Source organism: Pseudomonas sp. Leaf48, assembly GCF_001421885.1.
Classification (GTDB): Bacteria; Pseudomonadota; Gammaproteobacteria; order Pseudomonadales; family Pseudomonadaceae; genus Aquipseudomonas.
Window position 1 is genome coordinate 33,900 of the sequence record NZ_LMLH01000029.1, and the last position, 19,678, is coordinate 53,577.

At 60.0% G+C, this 19,678-nt stretch carries 19 protein-coding genes; 8 read left to right on the plus strand and 11 right to left on the minus strand.

Annotation, left to right across the window (positions count from 1 at the left end; genetic code table 11):
• Positions 1 to 142: 142 nt before the first annotated feature.
• The 7 genes from mreC to tldD all read left to right on the plus strand — a co-directional run bounded on the left by mreC (position 143) and on the right by tldD (position 10,313).
• Positions 143 to 1,237, plus strand: a complete 1,095-nt coding sequence (gene mreC, locus ASE98_RS19505) for a rod shape-determining protein MreC (protein ID WP_082457587.1) — start codon at positions 143 to 145, stop codon at positions 1,235 to 1,237.
• Positions 1,237 to 1,728 (plus strand): rod shape-determining protein MreD, encoded by a 492-nt coding sequence (gene mreD, locus ASE98_RS19510; protein WP_060542968.1) that lies wholly within the window; start codon positions 1,237 to 1,239, stop codon positions 1,726 to 1,728. The genes mreC and mreD overlap by 1 nt, the downstream gene beginning before the upstream one ends.
• A gap of 85 nt (positions 1,729 to 1,813) precedes the next feature.
• On the plus strand, positions 1,814 to 2,401 hold the full coding sequence (locus tag ASE98_RS19515) for a Maf family protein (protein WP_060542969.1): 588 nt from the start codon (positions 1,814 to 1,816) through the stop codon (positions 2,399 to 2,401).
• A 67-nt stretch (positions 2,402 to 2,468) separates the two neighbouring features.
• Positions 2,469 to 3,926: a ribonuclease G gene (rng, locus tag ASE98_RS19520; RefSeq protein WP_060542970.1), complete on the plus strand. Its 1,458-nt coding sequence runs from the start codon at positions 2,469 to 2,471 to the stop codon at positions 3,924 to 3,926.
• Positions 3,927 to 4,002: 76 nt separating this feature from the next.
• Positions 4,003 to 7,806, plus strand: a complete 3,804-nt coding sequence (locus tag ASE98_RS19525; RefSeq protein ID WP_060542971.1) for a YhdP family protein — start codon at positions 4,003 to 4,005, stop codon at positions 7,804 to 7,806.
• A 197-nt stretch (positions 7,807 to 8,003) separates the two neighbouring features.
• Positions 8,004 to 8,858 (plus strand): carbon-nitrogen hydrolase family protein, encoded by an 855-nt coding sequence (locus ASE98_RS19530; protein ID WP_060542972.1) that lies wholly within the window; start codon positions 8,004 to 8,006, stop codon positions 8,856 to 8,858.
• Positions 8,859 to 8,870: 12 nt separating this feature from the next.
• The gene (gene tldD / locus ASE98_RS19535) at positions 8,871 to 10,313 is read left to right on the plus strand and encodes a metalloprotease TldD (RefSeq protein WP_060542973.1); all 1,443 of its coding nucleotides are present in this window, start codon (positions 8,871 to 8,873) and stop codon (positions 10,311 to 10,313) included.
• Positions 10,314 to 10,435: 122 nt separating this feature from the next.
• Here the strand turns inward: tldD and yjgA are convergent, their stop codons facing one another.
• Positions 10,436 to 10,960, minus strand: coding sequence for a ribosome biogenesis factor YjgA (gene yjgA, locus ASE98_RS19540; protein WP_060542974.1), 525 nt, complete (start codon positions 10,958 to 10,960; stop codon positions 10,436 to 10,438).
• A gap of 108 nt (positions 10,961 to 11,068) precedes the next feature.
• Here yjgA and pmbA point away from each other — a divergent pair, with 108 nt between their 5' ends.
• Positions 11,069 to 12,415, plus strand: coding sequence for a metalloprotease PmbA (gene pmbA, locus ASE98_RS19545; RefSeq protein ID WP_060542975.1), 1,347 nt, complete (start codon positions 11,069 to 11,071; stop codon positions 12,413 to 12,415).
• Positions 12,416 to 12,559: 144 nt separating this feature from the next.
• Here the strand turns inward: pmbA and ASE98_RS19550 are convergent, their stop codons facing one another.
• From ASE98_RS19550 to ASE98_RS19595, 10 genes are all read right to left on the minus strand, one after another.
• The gene (locus ASE98_RS19550; protein WP_060542976.1) at positions 12,560 to 12,832 is read right to left on the minus strand and encodes an HPr family phosphocarrier protein; all 273 of its coding nucleotides are present in this window, start codon (positions 12,830 to 12,832) and stop codon (positions 12,560 to 12,562) included.
• A gap of 15 nt (positions 12,833 to 12,847) precedes the next feature.
• A complete protein-coding gene (gene rapZ, locus ASE98_RS19555) occupies positions 12,848 to 13,705 on the minus strand; it encodes an RNase adapter RapZ (RefSeq protein ID WP_060542977.1) in 858 nt (285 codons plus the stop codon).
• Between the two features lie 2 nt (positions 13,706 to 13,707).
• A complete protein-coding gene (gene ptsN, locus ASE98_RS19560; protein ID WP_060542978.1) occupies positions 13,708 to 14,172 on the minus strand; it encodes a PTS IIA-like nitrogen regulatory protein PtsN in 465 nt (154 codons plus the stop codon).
• A 12-nt stretch (positions 14,173 to 14,184) separates the two neighbouring features.
• Positions 14,185 to 14,493 carry a ribosome hibernation-promoting factor, HPF/YfiA family gene (gene hpf / locus ASE98_RS19565; protein ID WP_060542979.1) on the minus strand — a complete coding sequence of 103 codons (309 nt, stop codon included), beginning with the start codon at positions 14,491 to 14,493 and terminating at the stop codon, positions 14,185 to 14,187.
• Between the two features lie 74 nt (positions 14,494 to 14,567).
• Positions 14,568 to 16,061, minus strand: coding sequence for an RNA polymerase factor sigma-54 (locus ASE98_RS19570; RefSeq protein WP_060542980.1), 1,494 nt, complete (start codon positions 16,059 to 16,061; stop codon positions 14,568 to 14,570).
• A 184-nt stretch (positions 16,062 to 16,245) separates the two neighbouring features.
• Positions 16,246 to 16,971, minus strand: coding sequence for an LPS export ABC transporter ATP-binding protein (gene lptB / locus ASE98_RS19575; protein ID WP_007970262.1), 726 nt, complete (start codon positions 16,969 to 16,971; stop codon positions 16,246 to 16,248).
• Positions 16,971 to 17,519, minus strand: coding sequence for a lipopolysaccharide transport periplasmic protein LptA (gene lptA / locus ASE98_RS19580; protein ID WP_060542981.1), 549 nt, complete (start codon positions 17,517 to 17,519; stop codon positions 16,971 to 16,973). Before lptA ends, lptB begins: the two co-directional genes overlap by 1 nt.
• Entirely contained in the window at positions 17,506 to 18,078 is a 573-nt protein-coding gene (gene lptC, locus ASE98_RS19585) for an LPS export ABC transporter periplasmic protein LptC (protein ID WP_060542982.1), read from the minus strand. Before lptC ends, lptA begins: the two co-directional genes overlap by 14 nt.
• A 7-nt stretch (positions 18,079 to 18,085) precedes the next feature.
• Complete coding sequence (locus tag ASE98_RS19590; protein ID WP_060542983.1) at positions 18,086 to 18,610, minus strand: KdsC family phosphatase; 525 nt, start codon at positions 18,608 to 18,610, stop codon at positions 18,086 to 18,088.
• Positions 18,610 to 19,584: a KpsF/GutQ family sugar-phosphate isomerase gene (locus tag ASE98_RS19595; protein ID WP_060542984.1), complete on the minus strand. Its 975-nt coding sequence runs from the start codon at positions 19,582 to 19,584 to the stop codon at positions 18,610 to 18,612. Before ASE98_RS19595 ends, ASE98_RS19590 begins: the two co-directional genes overlap by 1 nt.
• Between the last annotated feature and the right edge of the window lie 94 nt (positions 19,585 to 19,678).

A 19,678-nucleotide genomic window follows, 5' to 3' on the forward strand; every position in this document is an offset into this window, starting at 1 on the left:
TCGCCGGATTGCCTCTATGCTGTTGAGCGCGCAGGCGGCACTTTGCAGTGCTGCCTGTTGGCGTTTATCTTCTGTCACTCTGCATCCAGGCCGGTTTGATGCCGTATGAATAAAGAAAATATTTGCCTGGGAGGAGCGGCTTATTAAACCGCTTTTCACCAAGGGTCCCTCACTGGGCGTGCGCTTGTTGGTGCTGGTCGTGCTGTCGGTCGCGCTGATGGTGTTCGATGCCCGCTTCACACTGCTCAAGCCAGTGCGTAGCCAAATGTCGCTGGTATTGATGCAGTCTTACTGGATCACCGACCTGCCGCAGAGGCTATGGCAAGGTGTCGCCAGCCAGTTTGGCAGCCGGACCGAACTCGTCGCCGAAAACGAAAAACTCAAGACCGAAAACCTGCTGTTGCAGGGGCGCATGCAGAAGCTTGCCGCCCTGACCGAGCAGAACGTTCGGCTGCGCGAGTTGCTCAACTCATCCGCGCTGGTCAACGAGAAGGTCGAAGTGGCCGAGTTGATCGGCATGGATCCCAACCCGTTCACCCATCGCATCATCATCAACAAGGGTGAGCGCGACGGCGTGATCCTCGGTCAGCCGGTGCTCGATGCCCGTGGCCTGATGGGGCAGGTGGTCGAGTTGATGCCGTATACCTCCCGTGTCCTGTTGCTGACCGATACCACCCACAGCATTCCGGTACAGGTAAACCGCAACGGTCTGCGCGCTATTGCCAGCGGCACCGGTAACCCGGAACGCCTGGAGTTGCGCCACGTGGCGGACACCGCTGACATCAAGGAAGGCGATCTGCTGGTCAGCTCGGGCCTGGGTCAACGTTTCCCGGCAGGTTACCCGGTCGCGACCGTCAAGGAAGTGATTCATGATTCCGGCCAGCCATTTGCCATCGTCCGAGCCGTACCGACCGCTGCTTTGAACCGCAGCCGTTACCTGCTGCTGGTGTTCAGCGACACCCGTACCCCGGAAGAACGTGCCAACGACGCCGCCCAGGCCCAGGAAAGTCTGGACGCGCAGGGCGGTGGTCCGGTCATTCCGGCGACCGTGCCGAAACTGGTCAGTCCGGCCGCTGCGGCTACGCCAGCCGCTCCGGCCGCTGCACCTGCTGCTACAGCCCCGGCAGTCACCCCGGCTAAACCGGCTGCCGCCGCTCCGGCGAAGCCACCCGCTGTCGTGAAGCCAGCTGTCAAACCGCCAGTCTCCGCGCCGGCCACTCCAGGGGGAAGAGAATAATGGCTGGTGTCAAAGCATCCCGTAACGGCTGGATAGTCTGGCTGACGTTCGCCGTCGGCCTGTTGCTCAGCGTTTCGCCGTTGCCACAATTCATGGAAGTCCTGCGCCCGCTGTGGCTGGCCTTGCTGCTGGCGTTCTGGGCACTGGCCCTGCCGCAGAAAGTCGGCATGGCGACCGCGTGGTGCCTGGGCCTGGCTGAAGACGTGCTGTACGGCACGCTGCTGGGGCAGAACGCATTGATCCTGACCCTTATCACTTACCTGGTGCTGGCGCTGCAGCAACGACTGCGCATGTTCCCGATGTGGCAACAGAGCCTGGTGATCCTGGTGATTTTCGGCCTCGCGCAGCTGGTTCAGCTATGGCTGAGCGCCTTGACCGGCAACCGTCAGCCAACCCTGGCGTTGGTGCTGCCGGCATTGGTCAGCGCATTGCTGTGGCCCTGGATCAGTTTCGGTTTGCGCGGATTAAGTCGACGCTACAAAATCAATTGATTCGGTCAGGCATTGGCCCGCACCGGTGACGCCGCCAAAAAGGAACAGTATTGGTGAGCAGGGCACTAAACAGGGAGATGTCTCGATGAAACAGCTGTACCTCGCCTCTGGCTCGCCGCGTCGGCGTGAACTGCTCACGCAGATCGGCGTGCCGTTCGCCGCTGTCAGTGCGGACATCGATGAAACCCCCTTGCATCAAGAATCCCCGCCGGCCTATGTCGAGCGTCTGGCGCGCGGCAAGGCCAGGGCCGGATACGATGCTGTGGTGTCTGAAAATCCGTTTTGTGTGCTCGGCGCCGATACCGCCGTGGTGCTCGACGGAAAAATTCTCGGCAAACCGCTGGATGAAGCCGACGCATGCGCCATGCTGATGATGCTGTCCGGTGGTGAGCATCAGGTCTTGACCGCGATTGCCGTACTCGATGGCGAGCGTTGCGAATCCCGGGTGATCACCAGTCAGGTGCGTTTTCGTGACATCAGTCGCGATGAAGCGGCGGCCTACTGGGCCAGCGGCGAGCCACGTGACAAGGCTGGAGGTTACGGTATTCAAGGCCTGGGTGCAGTGTTCGTCGCCGGGCTTGCAGGAAGTTATTCGGCGGTGGTCGGATTGCCGCTGTGCGAAACCTTCGAGTTGCTCGGCCATTTCGGCATACCCTGTTGGCAAACCCTTTAACGCGCGCTGAGCGTCGTACTGACAAGATGCGGCCATTATCGTGAACATGCCTGAGCGAGACCCTGCCATGAGTGAAGAGATCCTGATCAACATCACGCCGATGGAATCGCGTGTGGCGGTGGTCGAAAACGGTGTGCTGCAAGAGGTCCATGTCGAGCGAACGCAGAAACGCGGAATCGTCGGCAATATCTACAAAGGCAAAGTCGTGCGGGTATTGCCGGGTATGCAGGCGGCTTTTGTCGACATCGGCCTTGATCGGGCCGCGTTCATTCATGCTTCGGAAATTTCCCTGCGTGAAGGCCCGGCAGTCGAGAGCATCAGCGCGCTGGTACACGAAGGCCAGAGTCTGGTGGTGCAAGTCACCAAGGACCCAATTGGCTCCAAGGGCGCGCGCCTGACCACTCAGTTGTCGATCCCGTCGCGTTATCTGGTGTATATGCCGCGCACCGCCCACGTCGGCATTTCCCTGAAGATCGAAGACGAAGCCGAGCGCGAGCGCCTCAAGCAAGTGGTCACCGATTGCGTGGCCAAGGAAGGCATCAAGGAAGCCGGTGGTTTCATCCTGCGCACGGCGGCCGAAGGTGCCGGGGGCGATGAAATTCTCATGGACATCCGCTACCTGCGCCGCCTGTGGGACCAGATCAACGCCCAGATCAAAACCATCAGTGCACCGAGCGTGATTTACGAAGACCTCGGCCTGGCGCTCCGCACCCTGCGAGACCTGGTGAGCCCGAAGATCGAGAAGATCCGTATCGATTCGCGGGAAACCTTCCAGAAAACCACACAGTTCGTCGCCGAATTGATGCCGGAAATTGCCGATCGTCTGGAGCACTATCCGGGTGAGCGGCCTATTTTCGACCTGTACGGCGTCGAAGACGAAATCCAGAAAGCCCTCGAGCGCAAAGTCCCGCTCAAGTCCGGGGGCTATCTGGTAGTGGATCCGGCGGAGGCAATGACTACCATTGACGTGAACACCGGGGCATTCGTCGGTCATCGCAATCTCGAAGAAACCATCTTCAAGACCAATCTCGAAGCCGCCACCGCTATTGCCCGTCAGCTGCGCCTGCGCAACCTGGGCGGCATCATCATCATCGACTTCATCGACATGGAAGACGAAGAGCATCAGCGGCAGGTGCTGCGCACGCTCGAGAAGCAACTGGAGCGCGATCACGCCAAGACCAACATCATCGGTATCACCGAGTTGGGCCTGGTGCAGATGACCCGCAAGCGCACCCGCGAAAGCCTTGAGCAAGTGCTGTGCGAGCCATGCAGCTGTTGCCAGGGCCGCGGCAAGCTCAAGACCGCCGAAACCATATGCTACGAAATCTTCCGGGAAATCCTGCGGGAGGCTCGCGCCTATGAGGCGGAAGGCTATCGTGTATTGGCGAACCAGAAAGTCGTCGACCGCCTGCTTGATGAAGAGTCGGGCAATGTCGCCGAGCTGGAAGGATTTATCGGGCGCACCATTCGCTTCCAGGTAGAAACCATGTATTCCCAGGAACAATACGACGTGGTGTTGCTCTGAATCCCTACGTTGCAACCGTTCCACAAAGGCTGGCCTCAGCTTTTTGCAAATTTTTTTGCCATGGGAGCCATCCGACATGGACCGTCTGACACGCATTTTGGCCGCACTGATCCGCTGGGGTCTGGGCCTGTGCGCGTTGGTTTTGGTGGTGATGGCGCTCTATGTCAGCCTCGGGCGAGAGCTGACGCCGCTGGTGGCCGAATACCGTGGCGAAATCGAAACCAGAGCCACCCAAGCCTTGGGCATGCCGCTTCAGATTGGCGAGCTGGAAGGCAACTGGAGCGGGCTCGCCCCCATCCTTTCCGCTCATGATGTGACGGTCGGCGACGGCGCCAACGCACTGCACCTGGAAAAAGTGCGCGCCGTTCCGGACCTTTGGGGCAGCTTGCTGGCGCGTGAAGTGCGGATCGCTCATCTGGAGCTCAATGGCCTGAAAATCAGCCTCAAGCAAGGTGATGACGGTCGGTGGTCCCTGGAAGGCTTGCCGGTGAAGGACGACCAGCCCCTCGACCCGGAACAGTTGCTCAATCGTATGCAAATGATTCAGCGGTTGTCGGTACTCGATAGCCAGATCACTTTGCAGCCGTGGGGAGAATCGCCGCTGACCCTGAAGTACGTCGGCTTGAACCTGAAAACCGGTCCTTCCCGTCAACGCCTGGATGCCCGCTTGACCCTGCCCGATGGTCAGCCGGTAGCCATGAGCCTGCGTACGCGCATTCGTGCCAGCCATTGGAAAGACGGCGAAGCGCAGGTTTATGTGAGCCTGCCGCAAAGCGACTGGTCGAAATGGTTGCCTGAAACCCTGACCCAGCAATGGAATTTCTCCGAGTTCAAGGCTGGCGGCGAGCTGTGGCTGAACTGGAGCGAGGGTGCCATGCAGAGCGGCGCTGTGCGACTGAACGCGCCGCAACTCAAGGGGGCCTACGCCGAACGCAAACCGATCCAGATCCACAATCTGGCGCTCAACGGCTATTTCCAGCGCAGCAGCGAAGGTGTGTTGGTGACCCTCGACTCCCTGGCCATGAACTTTGGCGAGACCCGCTGGGAAACGCATCTGCAGCTCAAGCAAAGCGCCGCCACCGACAAGTCCTTGGAACTCTGGCACCTGCAAGCGGATCGACTCGACCTCACGCCACTCACGCCGTTGCTCAACGCCTTGGCGCCGTTACCAGAGGGGCTGGCCAAGACGGTCGAGCGTCTCAAAGTCATTGGCAGCCTGCGTAACGTGCTGATTGATGTTCGTCCCAATGCTACCGACGACAGCAAGTTCAGCTTTGCCGCCAACCTCGATCAGGTGGGCTTCGACGCCTATCACGGCGCCCCGGCGGCACGAAATGTCACGGGCAGCATCAGCGGTGACCTGGGGCACGGGGAATTGCGCATGGACAGCAAGGATTTCATGCTGCACCTGGACCCGATATTCGCTAAACCATGGCAATACATTCAGGCCAATGCACGGTTGACCTGGAAGCTCGACAAAGACAGTTTCACCCTCGTCGCGCCGTATCTGAAGGTGCTGGGTGAAGAAGGCAAGATTGCCGGCGACTTCCTGATCCGTCTGTTTTTCGATCCCGCCCAGGAAGACTACATGGACCTGCGTGTGGGCATGGTGGAGGGCGATGGTCGCTATACCGCCAAGTATCTGCCGGCAGTCCTCAGCCCGGCGCTGGATGGATGGTTGCGCACAGCGATTCTCAAGGGCGCGGTGGATGAAGGTTTCTTCCAGTACCAGGGATCGTTGAATCACGGCGCGGCGGAAACGGCGCGCAGTATCAGTCTGTTTTTCAAAGTGCACGATGCCGAGTTGGCGTTCCAGCCGGGCTGGCCGCACGTCAGCAAGGTCACAGGTGACGTGTTCGTTGAAGACAGCGGGGTGCGGGTGCTGGCTAGCAAGGGCCAACTGCTCGACACCCAGGTCAGCGACGTTTACGTCAACATTCCCCACGTGCCTGACGGGCAGAACGTTCATTTGTTCCTCGATGGCGGTTTTTCGGGTGGATTGGGCGACGGCCTGAAAATCCTCAAGGAAGCGCCGATCGGAACTGCCGACACCTTTGCCGGCTGGGAAGGCGAGGGTGAACTGCAAGGCAAGCTCAAGCTGGATATTCCATTGGCCAAAGGCGAGGAGCCGAAAATTCTCGTCGACTTCAAGACCGCCAAGGCGCGCTTGAAATTGGCCGAGCCGCCACTGGAATTGACCCAGCTCAAAGGTGATTTCCGTTTTGACAGCACCAAGGGTCTGAGCGGGCAGAACATCAGTGCGAGAGCCTTCGACAAACCGGTGACCGCGCAGATTTTTGCCGATGGCCGCGCCGGCAAGCTTAATACCCGTGTCACCGCTTCCGGTCAGGTCGAGGTGAAGAAACTCAGCGAATGGCTGAGTGTGACCCAGCCGCTGCCGGTCAGTGGCGTGATTCCCTATCAACTGCAACTGACCCTCGACGGTGCCGACAGCCAGTTGATGGTCAATTCCAGCCTCAAGGGGGTGGCGGTGGATCTGCCGGCGCCGTTCGGGCTGGCGGCCGATGCCGGGCGCGATACAACATTTCGCATGACATTGCAGGGCGAAGAGCGACGCTATTGGGTCAACTACGCCGATCTGGCGAACTTTACCTTTGCTGCCCCTGCCGGCAACTTCGGCGATGGTCGCGGGGAGCTTTTCCTGGGCGGTGGCAATGCGGTTTTACCCGGAACAAAGGGCCTGCGGATACGGGGCGAACTGTCTGAGCTGGATGTTGGCCCGTGGAAGGATCTGCTGGACAAGTACGCCGGCCAGGACCCCACCGGCAGTGCCAAGCAATTGCTCAGCGGCGCGGACATCAAGGTCGGCAAGCTCAGTGGCATCGGCACGACCCTCGATCAGGCATCGGTTCAACTGACACGTAAGCCGGCGTCCTGGGCGCTGCAACTCGACAGTCAGCAGGTCAAGGGCAGCGCGGCTGTTCCCGATGCGAGTGGCGCGCCGATTGTGATCAATCTGCAATACGTGCGCCTGCCGGCACCGGACCCGACCGTGCTGGCCGATGAAAACTCACCGGACCCGCTGGCCTCGGTGGACCCGACGAAAATCCCGGCGATGGACATCACCATCAAGCAGTTGTTACAGGGCCAGGACCTGGTGGGCGCCTGGTCACTGAAGATTCGTCCGACGGCCAAGGGCATCGTCCTGAATGCGCTGGACCTGGGCCTCAAGGGAATCATGCTGGCGGGCAGCGGTGGTTGGGAAGGCAAACCCGGAGCGAGTTCCAGCTGGTACAAGGGCCGGATCAGCGGCAAGAATCTCGCCGATGTGCTCAAGGGCTGGGGCTATGCACCGAGCGTCACCAGCCAGGAGTTCCATATGGATGTCGATGGGCGCTGGCCGGGTTCCCCGGCATGGCTGGCGACCAAGCGCTTCTCCGGTACCCTCGATGCTTCGCTCAACGAAGGTCAATTCGTCGAGGTAGAGGGTAGTGCTTCTGCGTTGCGAGTGTTTGGCCTGCTCAACTTCAACTCGATTGGCCGGCGCTTGCGCCTGGACTTCTCCGACCTGTTCGGCAAGGGCTTGAGCTATGACCGGGTCAAGGGCCTGCTGGTGGCGGACAACGGCGTGTACGTCACCCGTGAGCCAATCCGGATGACCGGTCCTTCGAGCAATATTGAACTCGATGGCACCCTGAACGCAGTGGCCGACCGGATCGACGCGAAACTGCTGGTGACCTTGCCGGTCACCAACAACTTGCCGATCGCCGCATTGATCGTCGGCGCACCGGCCATCGGCGGCGCGCTGTTCCTGATCGACAAGTTGATCGGTGATCGCGTGTCCCGTTTTGCCAGTGTGAAATACACCGTCAAGGGGCCCTGGAAAGAACCGCAGATCACCTTCGACAAACCTTTTTGAGAAACCATTTTCCGGACCTATGGAGTAGCATGGTCATAGTCCATCGCTTACCCCTGTAGGAGCGAGCCCGCTCGCGATGGACGTGAACGATTACGCGTGCTACCTGAAACAGCTCAGTTTCAATTTCATCGTCGGACTGCCACCGCGCAACAAGCTCGCTCCTACAGGTATGTAATGATCTCGATAAGGAACAGGCCATGTCGGTAGCGGTGATACAAATGGTCAGTCAGAGCGATGTGCTGGCCAATCTGGCCCAGGCCCGCCGCCTGCTGGAGCAAGCGGCGCAAGGCGGCGCGAAGCTGGCTGTCCTGCCGGAAAACTTCGCCGCCATGGGCCGGCGCGACATCGCCGACATCGGCCGGGCCGAAGCGCTGGGCGAAGGCCCGATCCTGCCCTGGTTGAAACAGACCGCGCGCGACCTCAAGTTATGGATAGTGGCCGGCACCTTGCCGTTGCCGCCGGTGGATCAACCGACGGCCAAGGTGCATGCCTGCTCGTTACTGGTCGATGATCAGGGCGAAATTGTTGCGCGCTATGACAAGTTGCACCTGTTCGACGTGGATGTGGCGGACAATCGTGGCCGTTATCGCGAATCCGATGACTATGCTTATGGCAGCGGGGTAGTGGTGGCGGACACGCCGGTCGGTCGCGTCGGCCTGACGGTTTGTTATGACCTGCGCTTCCCCGAGTTGTATAGCGAATTGCGTGCCGCCGGGGCGGAGTTGATTACTGCACCGTCGGCGTTTACCGCGGTAACCGGTGCGGCGCATTGGGACGTACTGATCCGTGCTCGGGCCATCGAGACTCAATGTTATGTCCTCGCGGCTGCCCAGGGTGGAACACACCCGGGGCCGCGGGAAACCTTCGGGCATGCCGCCATCATCGACCCTTGGGGGCGAGTGCTGGCGCAACAGGACCAAGGTGAAGCCGTGCTGCTGGCCGAGCGTGACAGCAGCGAACAGGCGTCCATCCGGGCGCGGATGCCGGTGTCCAGTCACCGGCGCTTTTTCTCGCAGGGCGCCCGGCGACCTGCATCAGAACGACGAATTTAAGGCGTAAAGCATATGAGCGAGTTGTTGTCCTCAGTCAGTGAACACCTCCTGGCGCCCGGCGGCGTGACGATCGAGAGCTTGCAAGGCGTGCTCGGCGATCTGGCCGGCCCGGGCATCGATGCCGCCGACCTGTATTTCCAGGGGCAGATATCCGAGTCCTGGGCCCTCGAAGACGGCATCGTCAAGGAAGGCAGCTTCAACCTTGACCAAGGGGTCGGCGTGCGCGCGCAATCGGGTGAGAAAACCGGTTTCGCCTACAGCAATGCCATCACGCTGGAAGCCCTCGGGGCGGCAGCGCGAGCGGCCCGTTCGATCTCCCGCGCCGGACAAAGCGGTACCGTCCAGGCCTTCACCACCCAGGATGTGGCCCAGCTGTACGGTCCGGCTAATCCGCTGGAAGTCCTGACCCGCGCTGAAAAAGTCGATTTGCTCAAGCGCGTCGACGCCGCAACCCGCGCCCTGGATCCACGCATCCAGCAGGTTACCGTGAGCATGGCCGGTGTCTGGGAACGGATTCTGGTGGCCTCCACCGACGGCGGCCTGGCGGCGGATGTGCGGCCATTGGTGCGCTTCAACGTCAGTGTGATCGTCGAACAGAACGGCCGCCGCGAACGCGGCGGCCATGGCGGTGGCGGGCGGACCGATTACCGTTATTTCCTCGGCGAAGACCGCGCCATGAGCTACGCCCGCGAAGCGTTGCGCCAGGCACTGGTCAACCTCGAAGCCATCCCGGCACCGGCGGGTACCTTGCCGGTGGTGCTTGGGTCCGGTTGGTCGGGCGTGCTGCTGCATGAAGCCGTCGGCCATGGTCTGGAAGGCGACTTTAACCGCAAGGGCAGTTCCGCCTATAGCGGGCGCATGGGTGAAATGGTTGCGTCGAAACTCTGCACCATCGTCGATGACGGCACTCTGGCCGGTCGTCGCGGATCACTGAGCGTGGACGATGAAGGCACCCCGACCGAGTGCACCACGCTGATCGAAAACGGCGTACTCAAAGGCTATATGCAGGACAAACTCAACGCGCGCCTGATGGGCGTGGCCCGTACCGGCAACGGTCGGCGTGAATCCTACGCGCATCTGCCGATGCCGCGCATGACCAACACCTACATGCTCGGTGGTGAAAGTGACCCGGCGGAAATCATCGCCTCGGTGAAGCGTGGCATCTACTGCGCCAACCTCGGCGGCGGTCAGGTGGACATCACCAGCGGCAAGTTCGTGTTCTCCACCAGCGAGGCTTATCTGATCGAGGACGGCAAGATTACCGCTCCGGTCAAAGGCGCGACCCTGATCGGCAACGGTCCTGAAGCCATGAGCAAAGTGTCGATGGTCGGTAACGACCTGGCGCTGGACAGCGGTGTGGGGACGTGTGGCAAGGACGGGCAGTCGGTGCCGGTGGGTGTCGGTCAGCCAACGCTGAAGATTGATGCGATTACCGTGGGTGGCACGGGCGCATAAGGGGATACCCCTGTAGGAGCGAGCATGCTCGCGATGGACGTCAACGATAACGCTGGCATCCTGACACCCAGCGGTGTCATTGAGTTCATCGCGAGCATGCTCGCTCCTACAGAGGGCGGGGCTCAGCGCAGACCGCGTTGAGTCTCGTCCAGTTCACGGATGTACTTGAAGATTTTACGGCTGGAAGCAGGAGGCTTGTTTTGCGCAACCTCGTGCTGGGCCTGACGGACCAGGGAACGCAATTGCTGGCGATCCGCGTCCGGGTATTCGACGACGAATTTTTCCAGTACCGCGTCGTCGCCGGCAATCAATCGATCGCGCCAGCGCTCCAGGTTATGGAAACGTTCGTTGTATTGGCGAGTGGAGGCATCAAGTTGGTCGAGCAGAACCAGAATGGCGTCAATGTCCTGATCGCGCATCAGTTTGCCGATGAACTGAAGGTGCCGTTTACGCGCGATATTCGCGGTGTGCTTGGGCGCATCGGCCAGAGCCCGGCGCAATGCCTCGGTCAGGGGCAGTTTTGCCAGCAAGTCAGGCTTGAGTGTTGTAAGGCGCTCGCCGAGGTCAACCAGAGCATGCAGCTCGCGTTTAACCTGGGATTTGCTTTTTTCTCCCGTATCGAGGGAGTCATCGTAAGAATCAACCATGGTGGCCGTCCGCAAAGAAACGCCGCCATGATAACCAGTCGGGGGCCGCTTGTCCGGCCCGGTCGCTCGATGACCGTTACCGAAAGCAGAATTTGAGTGGAGAACAGCATGAGTGCAGTTGAAAGCGTCGGCCCACAAGCGTTGCCGGCACTGCAGGAACAAGTCGAGCAGATCATCGCTGAAGCCAAGCGCCAGGGCGCCAGTGCCTGTGAAGTCGCGGTGTCCCTGGAGCAAGGCCTGTCGACCACGGTGCGCCAGCGTGAAGTCGAAACGGTCGAGTTCAATCGCGACCAGGGCTTTGGTATCACCCTGTACGTCGGCCAGCGTAAAGGCTCGGCCAGCACCTCGGCCAGCGGTCCGGACGCGATTCGCGAAACCGTCGCCGCCGCCCTGGCCATCGCCAAACACACCTCGGAAGACGAGGCCTCGGGCCTGGCAGATGCCGCGCTGATGGCCAAGGACCTGGCGGATTTCGACCTGTTCCACCAATGGGATATCACCCCGGAACAGGCCATCGAGCAGGCCCTGGCCTGTGAAGCGGCGGCGTTTGCGGCCGATAGCCGGATCAAGAATGCCGACGGCACCACGCTCAATACCCATCAGGGCTGCCGTGTCTATGGCAACAGCCACGGGTTTGTCGGTGGCTATGCGTCGACCCGGCACAGCCTGAGCTGCGTGATGATTGCCGAGGCCGACGGTCAGATGCAGCGCGACTACTGGTACGACGTCAATCGCCAGGGCAACTTGCTGGCTGACCCGGTGAGCATCGGCCAGCGTGCCGCGCAACGCGCAGCCAGTCGTCTGGGCGCGCGTCCGGTGCCGACCTGCGAAGTACCGGTGCTGTTTTCCGCTGAATTGGCCGGTGGTCTGTTTGGCAGTTTCCTGTCGGCGATTTCCGGTGGCAGCCTGTATCGCAAGTCATCCTTCCTCGAAGGCACCCTGGGCCAGAAGCTGTTTCCGGAGTGGCTGACCATCGATGAGCGTCCACACCTGATGCGTGCCATGGGCAGCGCCGCGTTCGACGGTGATGGCCTGGCGACCTATGCCAAGCCGTTCGTCGAAAAAGGCGAGTTGGTGTCCTACATCCTTGGCACCTACTCCGGCCGCAAGCTCGGCATGCCGAGCACCGCTAACGCTGGCGGCGTGCACAACCTGTTCGTCACCCATGGCGATGAAGACCAGGCGGCCTTGCTGCGCCGTATGGGGCGCGGCCTGCTGGTCACCGAGTTGATGGGGCAGGGACTGAACATGGTCACCGGCGATTATTCCCGTGGAGCGGCGGGTTACTGGGTCGAGAACGGCGAAATCCAGTTCGCGGTGCAGGAAGTGACCATCGCCGGCAACATGCGCGACATGTTCAAGCAGATTGTCGCGGTCGGTAATGATCTGGAGCTGCGCAGCAACATTCGCACGGGTTCGGTGTTGATCGAGCGGATGATGGTGGCGGGTAGCTGATTCCCGGTCGCAACACAAAAGGCGCGTCACCCATCGGGTGGCGCTTTTTTTTAGATCAAAAAATCGCGGCCTTCGTCAGTTCCTGCAAGTAATCCAATGCAGGAGCTGCCGAAGACTGCGATCTTTTGATCTTGATCCTGACTGTTACTCGCCTTCGTCGAAGAAGTTGTTGATCAACGCCACCAGCGCGGCCAGCGCTTCATCTTCCTGCTCGCCTTCAGTACTCAAATGAATCGTTGTGCCTTTGCCAGCCGCGAGCATCATCATGGCCATGATGCTTTTGCCATCGACCATCGATGTGGGTGTGCGACCGGCCCGGATCTGGCACGGGTACTGACCTGCCACCCCAACAAATTTCGCAGAAGCGCGGGCGTGCAGCCCCAGCTTGTTGATGATTTCGATTTCCAGAGCAGGCATCGCGGTGTGAATCCTTTAGCTGAGGTCGCGGTGGCGAACCTGGACGTTCTTCAGAGATTGTTGCAGGACCTGGCCAAGACGTTCGGTCAGGTACACGGAGCGGTGATGCCCGCCGGTGCAGCCAATGGCAATGGTGACGTACGCGCGGTTGCTGGCGGCAAAACGCGGCAGCCACTTTAGCAGATATGTGGAAATATCCTGGAACATCTCTTCGACATCCGGCTGCGCTGCCAGGTATTCGGCAACCGGCTGATCGAGACCGGACTGCTCGCGCAATTCCGGTTTCCAATAGGGGTTTGGCAGACAGCGCACATCGAACACCAGGTCGGCATCCACCGGCATGCCGCGCTTGAATCCGAAAGACTCCACCAGAAACGCGGTGCCGGGTTCCGGCTGGTTCAGCAGGCGCAGCTTGATGGCATCGCGCAGCTGATACAGGTTCAGGCTGGTGGTGTTGATTTTCAGGTCGGCGAGGTCAGCGATGGGCCCGAGCAGAAGGCTCTCGACGCTGATGGCTTCGGCCAGCGAACGGTTGGCATTGCTCAGTGGGTGGCGCCGGCGGGTTTCCGAGAAGCGCTTGAGCAGGGTCTCTTCGTCAGCGTCCAGGTACAGGACATCGCAATGGATATGGCGACTGCGAACTTCCTCGAGCAGGTCGGGAAAGCGCGACAGGTGGCTTGGCAGGTTGCGCGCGTCGATGGATACGGCCACCAGCGGCTGAGTCAGTTCAGTGTGGATCAGCGCTGTTTGCGCGAGTTCCGGCAGCAGCCCGGCAGGCAGGTTGTCGATACAGTAATAGCCGTTGTCCTCGAGTACATCGAGGGCGGTACTTTTACCTGAGCCGGAACGGCCACTGACGATGATCAAGCGCATGATTACTGACCGTTCTGCTCGTCCAGGACAACCTGATACAAGGCTTCGTTGCTTGGGGCGCTACGCAGCTTTTCCCGTACTTCCTTGCGGTCGAGCATGCTGGCGATCTGCCGCAGCAACTCAAGGTGCGCATCGGTAGCGGCTTGCGGGACCAGCAGTACGAACAGCAGGTCAACCGGTGCGCCGTCGATGGCGTCGAAATCGATGGGTGCGTCCAGGTGCATCAAGGCACTGATGGGCGAATTGCAGCCCTTGAGGCGGCAATGGGGAATGGCGATGCCGTTGCCAAACCCGGTGGAACCGAGTTTTTCACGGGCAATCAATGCCTCGAAGACATCTTGCATCTCCATGCCCGGCACTTCGCGGGCGATCAGATTGGCAATTTGTTCGAGGGCTTTCTTTTTACTGCCGCCCGGCACGTTCACCAGGGAACGGCCGGGGGTCAGGATACTTTCAAGTCGGATCATGGGTTGGGAGTGTTAACGACCGGTTGCGCCCTGAAGGAGGCTCTGGGTCTTTTCCTTATGCTTTTTGAGTTGGCGATCCAGCTTGTCGGTGAGTGAGTCGATAGCCGCATACATGTCGTCATGTTCTGCGTTTGCGACTACTTCACTACCGGGAATATGCAAGGTGGCTTCGATTTTCTGCTTCAGCTTTTCGACTGTCATCGTGACCTGCACGTTGGTGATCTTGTCGAAATGCCTTTCCAATCGTTCGAGTTTTTCGCCGATGTAGGTGCGAAGAGGTTCGGTCACTTCCAGTTGGTGTCCACTGATATTGACTTGCATACAGCTTCTCCTTCGTTGCCAGTGCATAAAGCGGTAGATCAGATGATCTACCACTGGAACGCTGTGGCGTGGCTCTACATCAACCGCTTACGTTCGCTCGAAGGCGCGATCCCGAGGGATTCGCGGTATTTGGCGACGGTGCGGCGAGCCACCTGAATGCCTTGTGCTTCCAGTAAACCAGCGATCTTGCTGTCACTCAATGGCTTTTTCTGATTTTCCGCGGCAACCAGTTTTTTGATGATCGCGCGGATCGCCGTAGACGAGCATTCACCGCCTTCGGAGGTGCTGACGTGGCTGGAGAAAAAGTATTTCAGTTCATAGATTCCCCGAGGGGTGTGCATGAACTTCTGGGTGGTGACCCGGGAAATCGTCGATTCGTGCATGCCCACCGCTTCGGCGATGTCATGCAGGACCAGCGGCTTCATGGCTTCATCGCCGTACTCGAGAAAACCGCGCTGGTGCTCGACGATCTGGGTCGCCACTTTCATCAGGGTCTCGTTGCGGCTTTGCAGGCTCTTGATGAACCAGCGGGCTTCCTGCAACTGGTTACGCATGAAGGTGTTGTCGGCGCTGGTGTCGGCGCGGCGCACGAAACCGGCGTACTGGGCGTTGACGCGCAGGCGTGGCACCGACTCCTGATTCAGTTCGACCAGCCAGCGCTCGTTGTCCTTGCGCACGATGACGTCCGGTACGACGTACTCGGCTTCGGTGGACTCGATCTGCGAGCCAGGCCGAGGGTTGAGGCTCTGAACCAGTTCGATCACCTGGCGCAGCTCATCTTCCTTGAGTTTCATGCGGCGCATCAGCTGGCTGTAGTCGCGGCTGCCCAGCAGGTCGATGTAGTCGCTGACCAGGCGCTTGGCCTCGGCCAGCCAAGGGGTCTTGGCCGGCAACTGGCGCAATTGCAGCAGCAGGCACTCGCTCAGGTTGCGGGCGCCGATGCCAGCGGGCTCGAATTGCTGGATGCGGTGCAGGACGGCTTCGATTTCGTCCAGTTCAATGTCCAGCTCCGGATCGAAGGCTTCGAGGATTTCCTCGAGTGTCTCGTCCAGGTAGCCCTGATTGTTGATGCAGTCGATCAGGGTGACGGCTATCAGCCGATCGGTGTCGGACATCGGGGCCAGATTCAACTGCCACAGCAGGTGGCTTTGCAGGCTTTCGCCAGCCGATGTGCGGGTGGTGAAATCCCATTCGTCGTCATCGTTGCTTGGCAGGCTGCTGGCGCTGGTCTGATAAACGTCTTCCCACGCTGTATCGACGGGGAGCTCGTTGGGAATGCGCTCGTTCCAGTCGCCTTCCTCCAGGTTATCCACCGTGGGGGCGCTTTCCTGGTAGGAAGGCTCCTGAATGTCGGTATTGGGCTTCTGTTCGGCACTGTCGGCCAGGGGGTCGGAATTGTCGAAGTCGTCGCCTTCTTCCTGGCGTTCGAGCATCGGATTGGACTCCAGGGCCTCCTGGATTTCCTGTTGCAGGTCCAGGGTCGACAATTGGAGCAGGCGGATGGCCTGTTGCAGCTGCGGTGTCATCGTCAGCTGCTGGCCCATTCTCAAGACTAGCGATGGTTTCATGGCAGGGGCTTAACACCTTATTCGCCGGCGCACATGCGCCATCCACTACAGGGCGCCGAAGCGCCAAACATAAGCAAATTATATGCCCGAAACTGCAGTGTTTGCCTAGAGCGCTGTAACAATAAAAAAGTGTTGATTTTTTATTGAGATAAGCACTCTGGCGACCTGCCAGACACCTCAGCGCTTACAGGCGGAACTCATGGCCCAGGTAAACTTCCTTCACCAGGTCGTTGGCCAGGATGGTCTCGGCGTCGCCCTCGGCGATCAATTGGCCATCGTTGACGATGTAGGCGGTTTCGCAGATATCCAGGGTTTCACGGACGTTGTGGTCAGTGATCAGCACGCCAATGCCCTTGGCCTTGAGGTGGTAGATGATCTGTTTGATGTCGCCCACCGAAATCGGGTCGACGCCGGCGAAAGGTTCATCCAGGAGGATGAATTTCGGGTTGGTGGCCAGTGCCCGGGCGATCTCCACGCGGCGGCGCTCACCGCCGGACAGGCTCATGCCGAGGTTGTCGCGGATGTGGCTGATGTGGAATTCCTGCAGCAGGCTTTCCAGCTCCTTGCGGCGACCGGCCTTGTCGAGTTCCTTGCGGGTCTCGAGGATCGCCATGATGTTGTCGGCCACCGAGAGTTTGCGAAAGATCGATGCTTCCTGCGGCAGATAGCCGATGCCGGCCTTTGCACGGCCGTGCATTGGCTGGTGGCTGACGTCCAGGTCGTCGATCAGCACGCGACCCTGATCAGCCTGCACCAGGCCTACGATCATGTAGAAACAGGTGGTCTTGCCGGCGCCGTTGGGGCCGAGCAGGCCGACGATCTGACCGCTGTCGATGGACAGGCTGACGTCACGTACGACCTGGCGGCTCTTGTAGCTCTTGGCCAGATGCTGAGCTTTCAGAGTTGCCATTACTGGGCCTTTTTCTCGTCGGTTTTCTTCTTCGGCTGGATAACCATGTCGATGCGCGGGCGCGACTCGGTCACCTTGCTGCCGGTAGCGCGACCGGCGCTGGCGAGCTTCTTCTCGGTGTCGTAGACGATTTTCTCGCCCTGGGTGATGTTGTTGTCCTTGTCGACAACTTTGGCCTTGTCGATCAGCACGACGCGATTTTGCGCGGCGTGGTACTGGATCGTCACGCCCCAGCCCTGCACAGGCTTGGTGTCACCAGCCGTTTGCAACTGCTCGAAGTAGGCCAGATTGCCCACCGAGGTCACCACGTCGATGTCACCATTGGGGGTGCGGGTCATGGTTACCTTGTTGCCGGTAACCTTCATCGAGCCCTGGGTGATGATTACGTCGCCGGTGTAGGTGGCAACACCGTTCTTGTCGTCCAGTTGGGCGTCGTCGGCCTGAATGCGAATAGGCTGTTGTTGATCGTCCGGCAGAGCCCAGGCGCTCACGCTTCCCAGTGCTGCGCCCAGACTGAGCAAAATCGGAAGGGTTTTAACGAGCCTCATACTGTCCTCTTACGTTCGATAGCAGGTGTATCCTGCTTTCTTTCAAATACGCTTTCATTCCCTTGCCAGTCGATACACCGCCAGCGCCGTCGATTCTAACGTCTTGCTCGGTCTGCGCATATTCTTGCTGCGGGAACACCGTCATGCGGGTGCTGGTGATCAGGGTTCTTCGGTTTTTCTCGTCGAAGCGGGTGATGCGCACGTCATCGATCAATTCGACTTCCGTGCCGTCCGGGTTTACTTCAGCGCGCAAACTCTGGACATGCCATGGAAACTCCGTACCGCGAAACATATTCAGGTCGGGGTTGGTCAGCAGTGTCACTTCGGTCGCCTTGAGGTGTTCGACCTTGTCCGACGTCATTTCGTATTGCAATCCGCCGTCCGGCAGGAACTGAACACTGTGCGCATTGATGGCGTAATAGTCGATGGCACTTTCATCGACAGGCACAACCGGCTTGTCGAGGAAACGTTCAGGGCTGATGTTCCAATAGCCGACCGCGGCGAATATCGCAGCGATGCAACCGAACAGTAGTGTGTTGCGAAACTTTTTGCTCAGCATAGTGGGCTCACAGGTACGCAGCGTTGGCCGCATCGAGGCGGCCCTGGGCGCGCAGGATCAATTCGCAGAATTCGCGTGCGGCACCTTCGCCGCCACGGGCAACGGTAATGCCGTGGGCGTGTTCGCGCACGAAGCTGGCGGCGTTGGCCACCGCCATGCCCAGGCCTACGCGGCGAATCACCGGCAGGTCCGGCAGGTCGTCGCCAAGATAGGCGACCTGTTCATAGCTTAGATTGAGTTGGGCGAGAAGTTCGTCCAGTACCACCAGTTTATCCTCTCGTCCCTGATAAAGGTGCGGGATGCCGAGGTTCTTGGCCCGTCGCTCGACCACCGGGGTCTTGCGGCCACTGATGATAGCTGTCTGTACGCCGGCTGCCATCAACATCTTGATGCCCTGGCCGTCGAGGGTGTTGAAGGTCTTGAACTCGCTGCCGTCTTCGAGGAAGTACAGGCGCCCGTCGGTGAGGACGCCGTCGACGTCGAAAACCGCCAGTTTGATCTGCTTGCCACGTTGCATCAGGTCAATGGTCATTACATTACTCCTGCGCGCAGCAAGTCGTGCATGTTCAAGGCACCGACCGGGCGGTCGTCGCCGTCGACCACGACCAGCGCGTTGATCTTGTGGTCTTCCATGATTTTCAGTGCTTCGGCCGCGAGCATCTCGGCCCGGGCAGTCTTGCCATGGGCGGTCATGACCTGGTCGATGGTGGCACTGTGGATGTCGATGCTGCGGTCCAGGGTGCGGCGCAAATCACCGTCGGTGAAGATCCCCGCCAGTTTGCCGTCGGCTTCCAGGATCACGGTCATGCCCAGGCCCTTGCGGGTCATTTCCATCAGCGCGTCCTTGAGCAGGGTGCCGCGTTGCACCTGTGGCAGCTCCTGGCCGGCGTGCATGACGTTTTCCACTTTCAGCAGCAGCCGTCGACCCAGTGCACCACCGGGGTGGGAAAAGGCGAAGTCTTCGGCGGTAAAGCCGCGGGCTTCCAGCAGCGCAACAGCCAGGGCATCGCCCATGACCAGTGCTGCGGTGGTCGACGAGGTGGGCGCCAGGTTCAATGGGCAGGCTTCATGCTCGACGTGAACATTGAGGTTGACCTCGGCAGCCTTGGCCAGCGCCGACTCGGGGTTGCCGGTCACGCTGATCAGCTTGATGCCAAGGCGCTTGATCAGTGGCAGCAGGGTGACGATTTCATTGGTGGAGCCGGAGTTCGAGAGCGCCAGAATGATGTCGTCACGGGTGATCATGCCCATGTCACCATGGCTGGCTTCGGCCGGGTGCACGAAAAAAGCCGTTGTGCCGGTGCTGGCCAGGGTGGCGGCGATCTTGTTGCCGACGTGCCCGGATTTGCCCATGCCGACCACCACCACGCGGCCTTTGCTGGCCAGAATCATCTCGCAAGCGCGTACGAAATCCGCGTCGATATGGGGCAGCAGGCCTTGTACGGCCTCTACCTCGAGGCGGATGGTGCGTTGTGCCGATTGAATCAGGTCGCTGGATTGGCTCATGTCTGAAATCGTATAGCCCGATGAAAAGGCGGCGATTATAGCGGTTATGATCGAATCCCTCACGCTAGTTCGTCGCGCATTGTCACTCCTTGTT

What these genes read in the sequence shown, in the direction of transcription:
- ASE98_RS19595 (WP_060542984.1), bottom strand. Translation starts at nt 19,584, where the DNA reads ATGAGCCAATCCAGCGACCTGATTCAATCGGCACAACGCACCATCCGC.
- hpf (WP_060542979.1), bottom strand. Translation starts at nt 14,493, where the DNA reads ATGCAAGTCAATATCAGTGGACACCAACTGGAAGTGACCGAACCTCTT.
- rng (WP_060542970.1), top strand. Translation starts at nt 2,469, where the DNA reads ATGAGTGAAGAGATCCTGATCAACATCACGCCGATGGAATCGCGTGTG.
- ASE98_RS19515 (WP_060542969.1), top strand. Translation starts at nt 1,814, where the DNA reads ATGAAACAGCTGTACCTCGCCTCTGGCTCGCCGCGTCGGCGTGAACTG.
- lptB (WP_007970262.1), bottom strand. Translation starts at nt 16,971, where the DNA reads ATGGCAACTCTGAAAGCTCAGCATCTGGCCAAGAGCTACAAGAGCCGC.
- pmbA (WP_060542975.1), top strand. Translation starts at nt 11,069, where the DNA reads ATGAGTGCAGTTGAAAGCGTCGGCCCACAAGCGTTGCCGGCACTGCAG.
- rapZ (WP_060542977.1), bottom strand. Translation starts at nt 13,705, where the DNA reads ATGCGCTTGATCATCGTCAGTGGCCGTTCCGGCTCAGGTAAAAGTACC.
- yjgA (WP_060542974.1), bottom strand. Translation starts at nt 10,960, where the DNA reads ATGGTTGATTCTTACGATGACTCCCTCGATACGGGAGAAAAAAGCAAA.
- lptA (WP_060542981.1), bottom strand. Translation starts at nt 17,519, where the DNA reads ATGAGGCTCGTTAAAACCCTTCCGATTTTGCTCAGTCTGGGCGCAGCA.
- mreD (WP_060542968.1), top strand. Translation starts at nt 1,237, where the DNA reads ATGGCTGGTGTCAAAGCATCCCGTAACGGCTGGATAGTCTGGCTGACG.
- ptsN (WP_060542978.1), bottom strand. Translation starts at nt 14,172, where the DNA reads ATGATCCGACTTGAAAGTATCCTGACCCCCGGCCGTTCCCTGGTGAAC.
- ASE98_RS19550 (WP_060542976.1), bottom strand. Translation starts at nt 12,832, where the DNA reads ATGCCTGCTCTGGAAATCGAAATCATCAACAAGCTGGGGCTGCACGCC.
- lptC (WP_060542982.1), bottom strand. Translation starts at nt 18,078, where the DNA reads ATGCTGAGCAAAAAGTTTCGCAACACACTACTGTTCGGTTGCATCGCT.
- ASE98_RS19590 (WP_060542983.1), bottom strand. Translation starts at nt 18,610, where the DNA reads ATGACCATTGACCTGATGCAACGTGGCAAGCAGATCAAACTGGCGGTT.
- tldD (WP_060542973.1), top strand. Translation starts at nt 8,871, where the DNA reads ATGAGCGAGTTGTTGTCCTCAGTCAGTGAACACCTCCTGGCGCCCGGC.
- ASE98_RS19570 (WP_060542980.1), bottom strand. Translation starts at nt 16,061, where the DNA reads ATGAAACCATCGCTAGTCTTGAGAATGGGCCAGCAGCTGACGATGACA.
- ASE98_RS19530 (WP_060542972.1), top strand. Translation starts at nt 8,004, where the DNA reads ATGTCGGTAGCGGTGATACAAATGGTCAGTCAGAGCGATGTGCTGGCC.
- ASE98_RS19525 (WP_060542971.1), top strand. Translation starts at nt 4,003, where the DNA reads ATGGACCGTCTGACACGCATTTTGGCCGCACTGATCCGCTGGGGTCTG.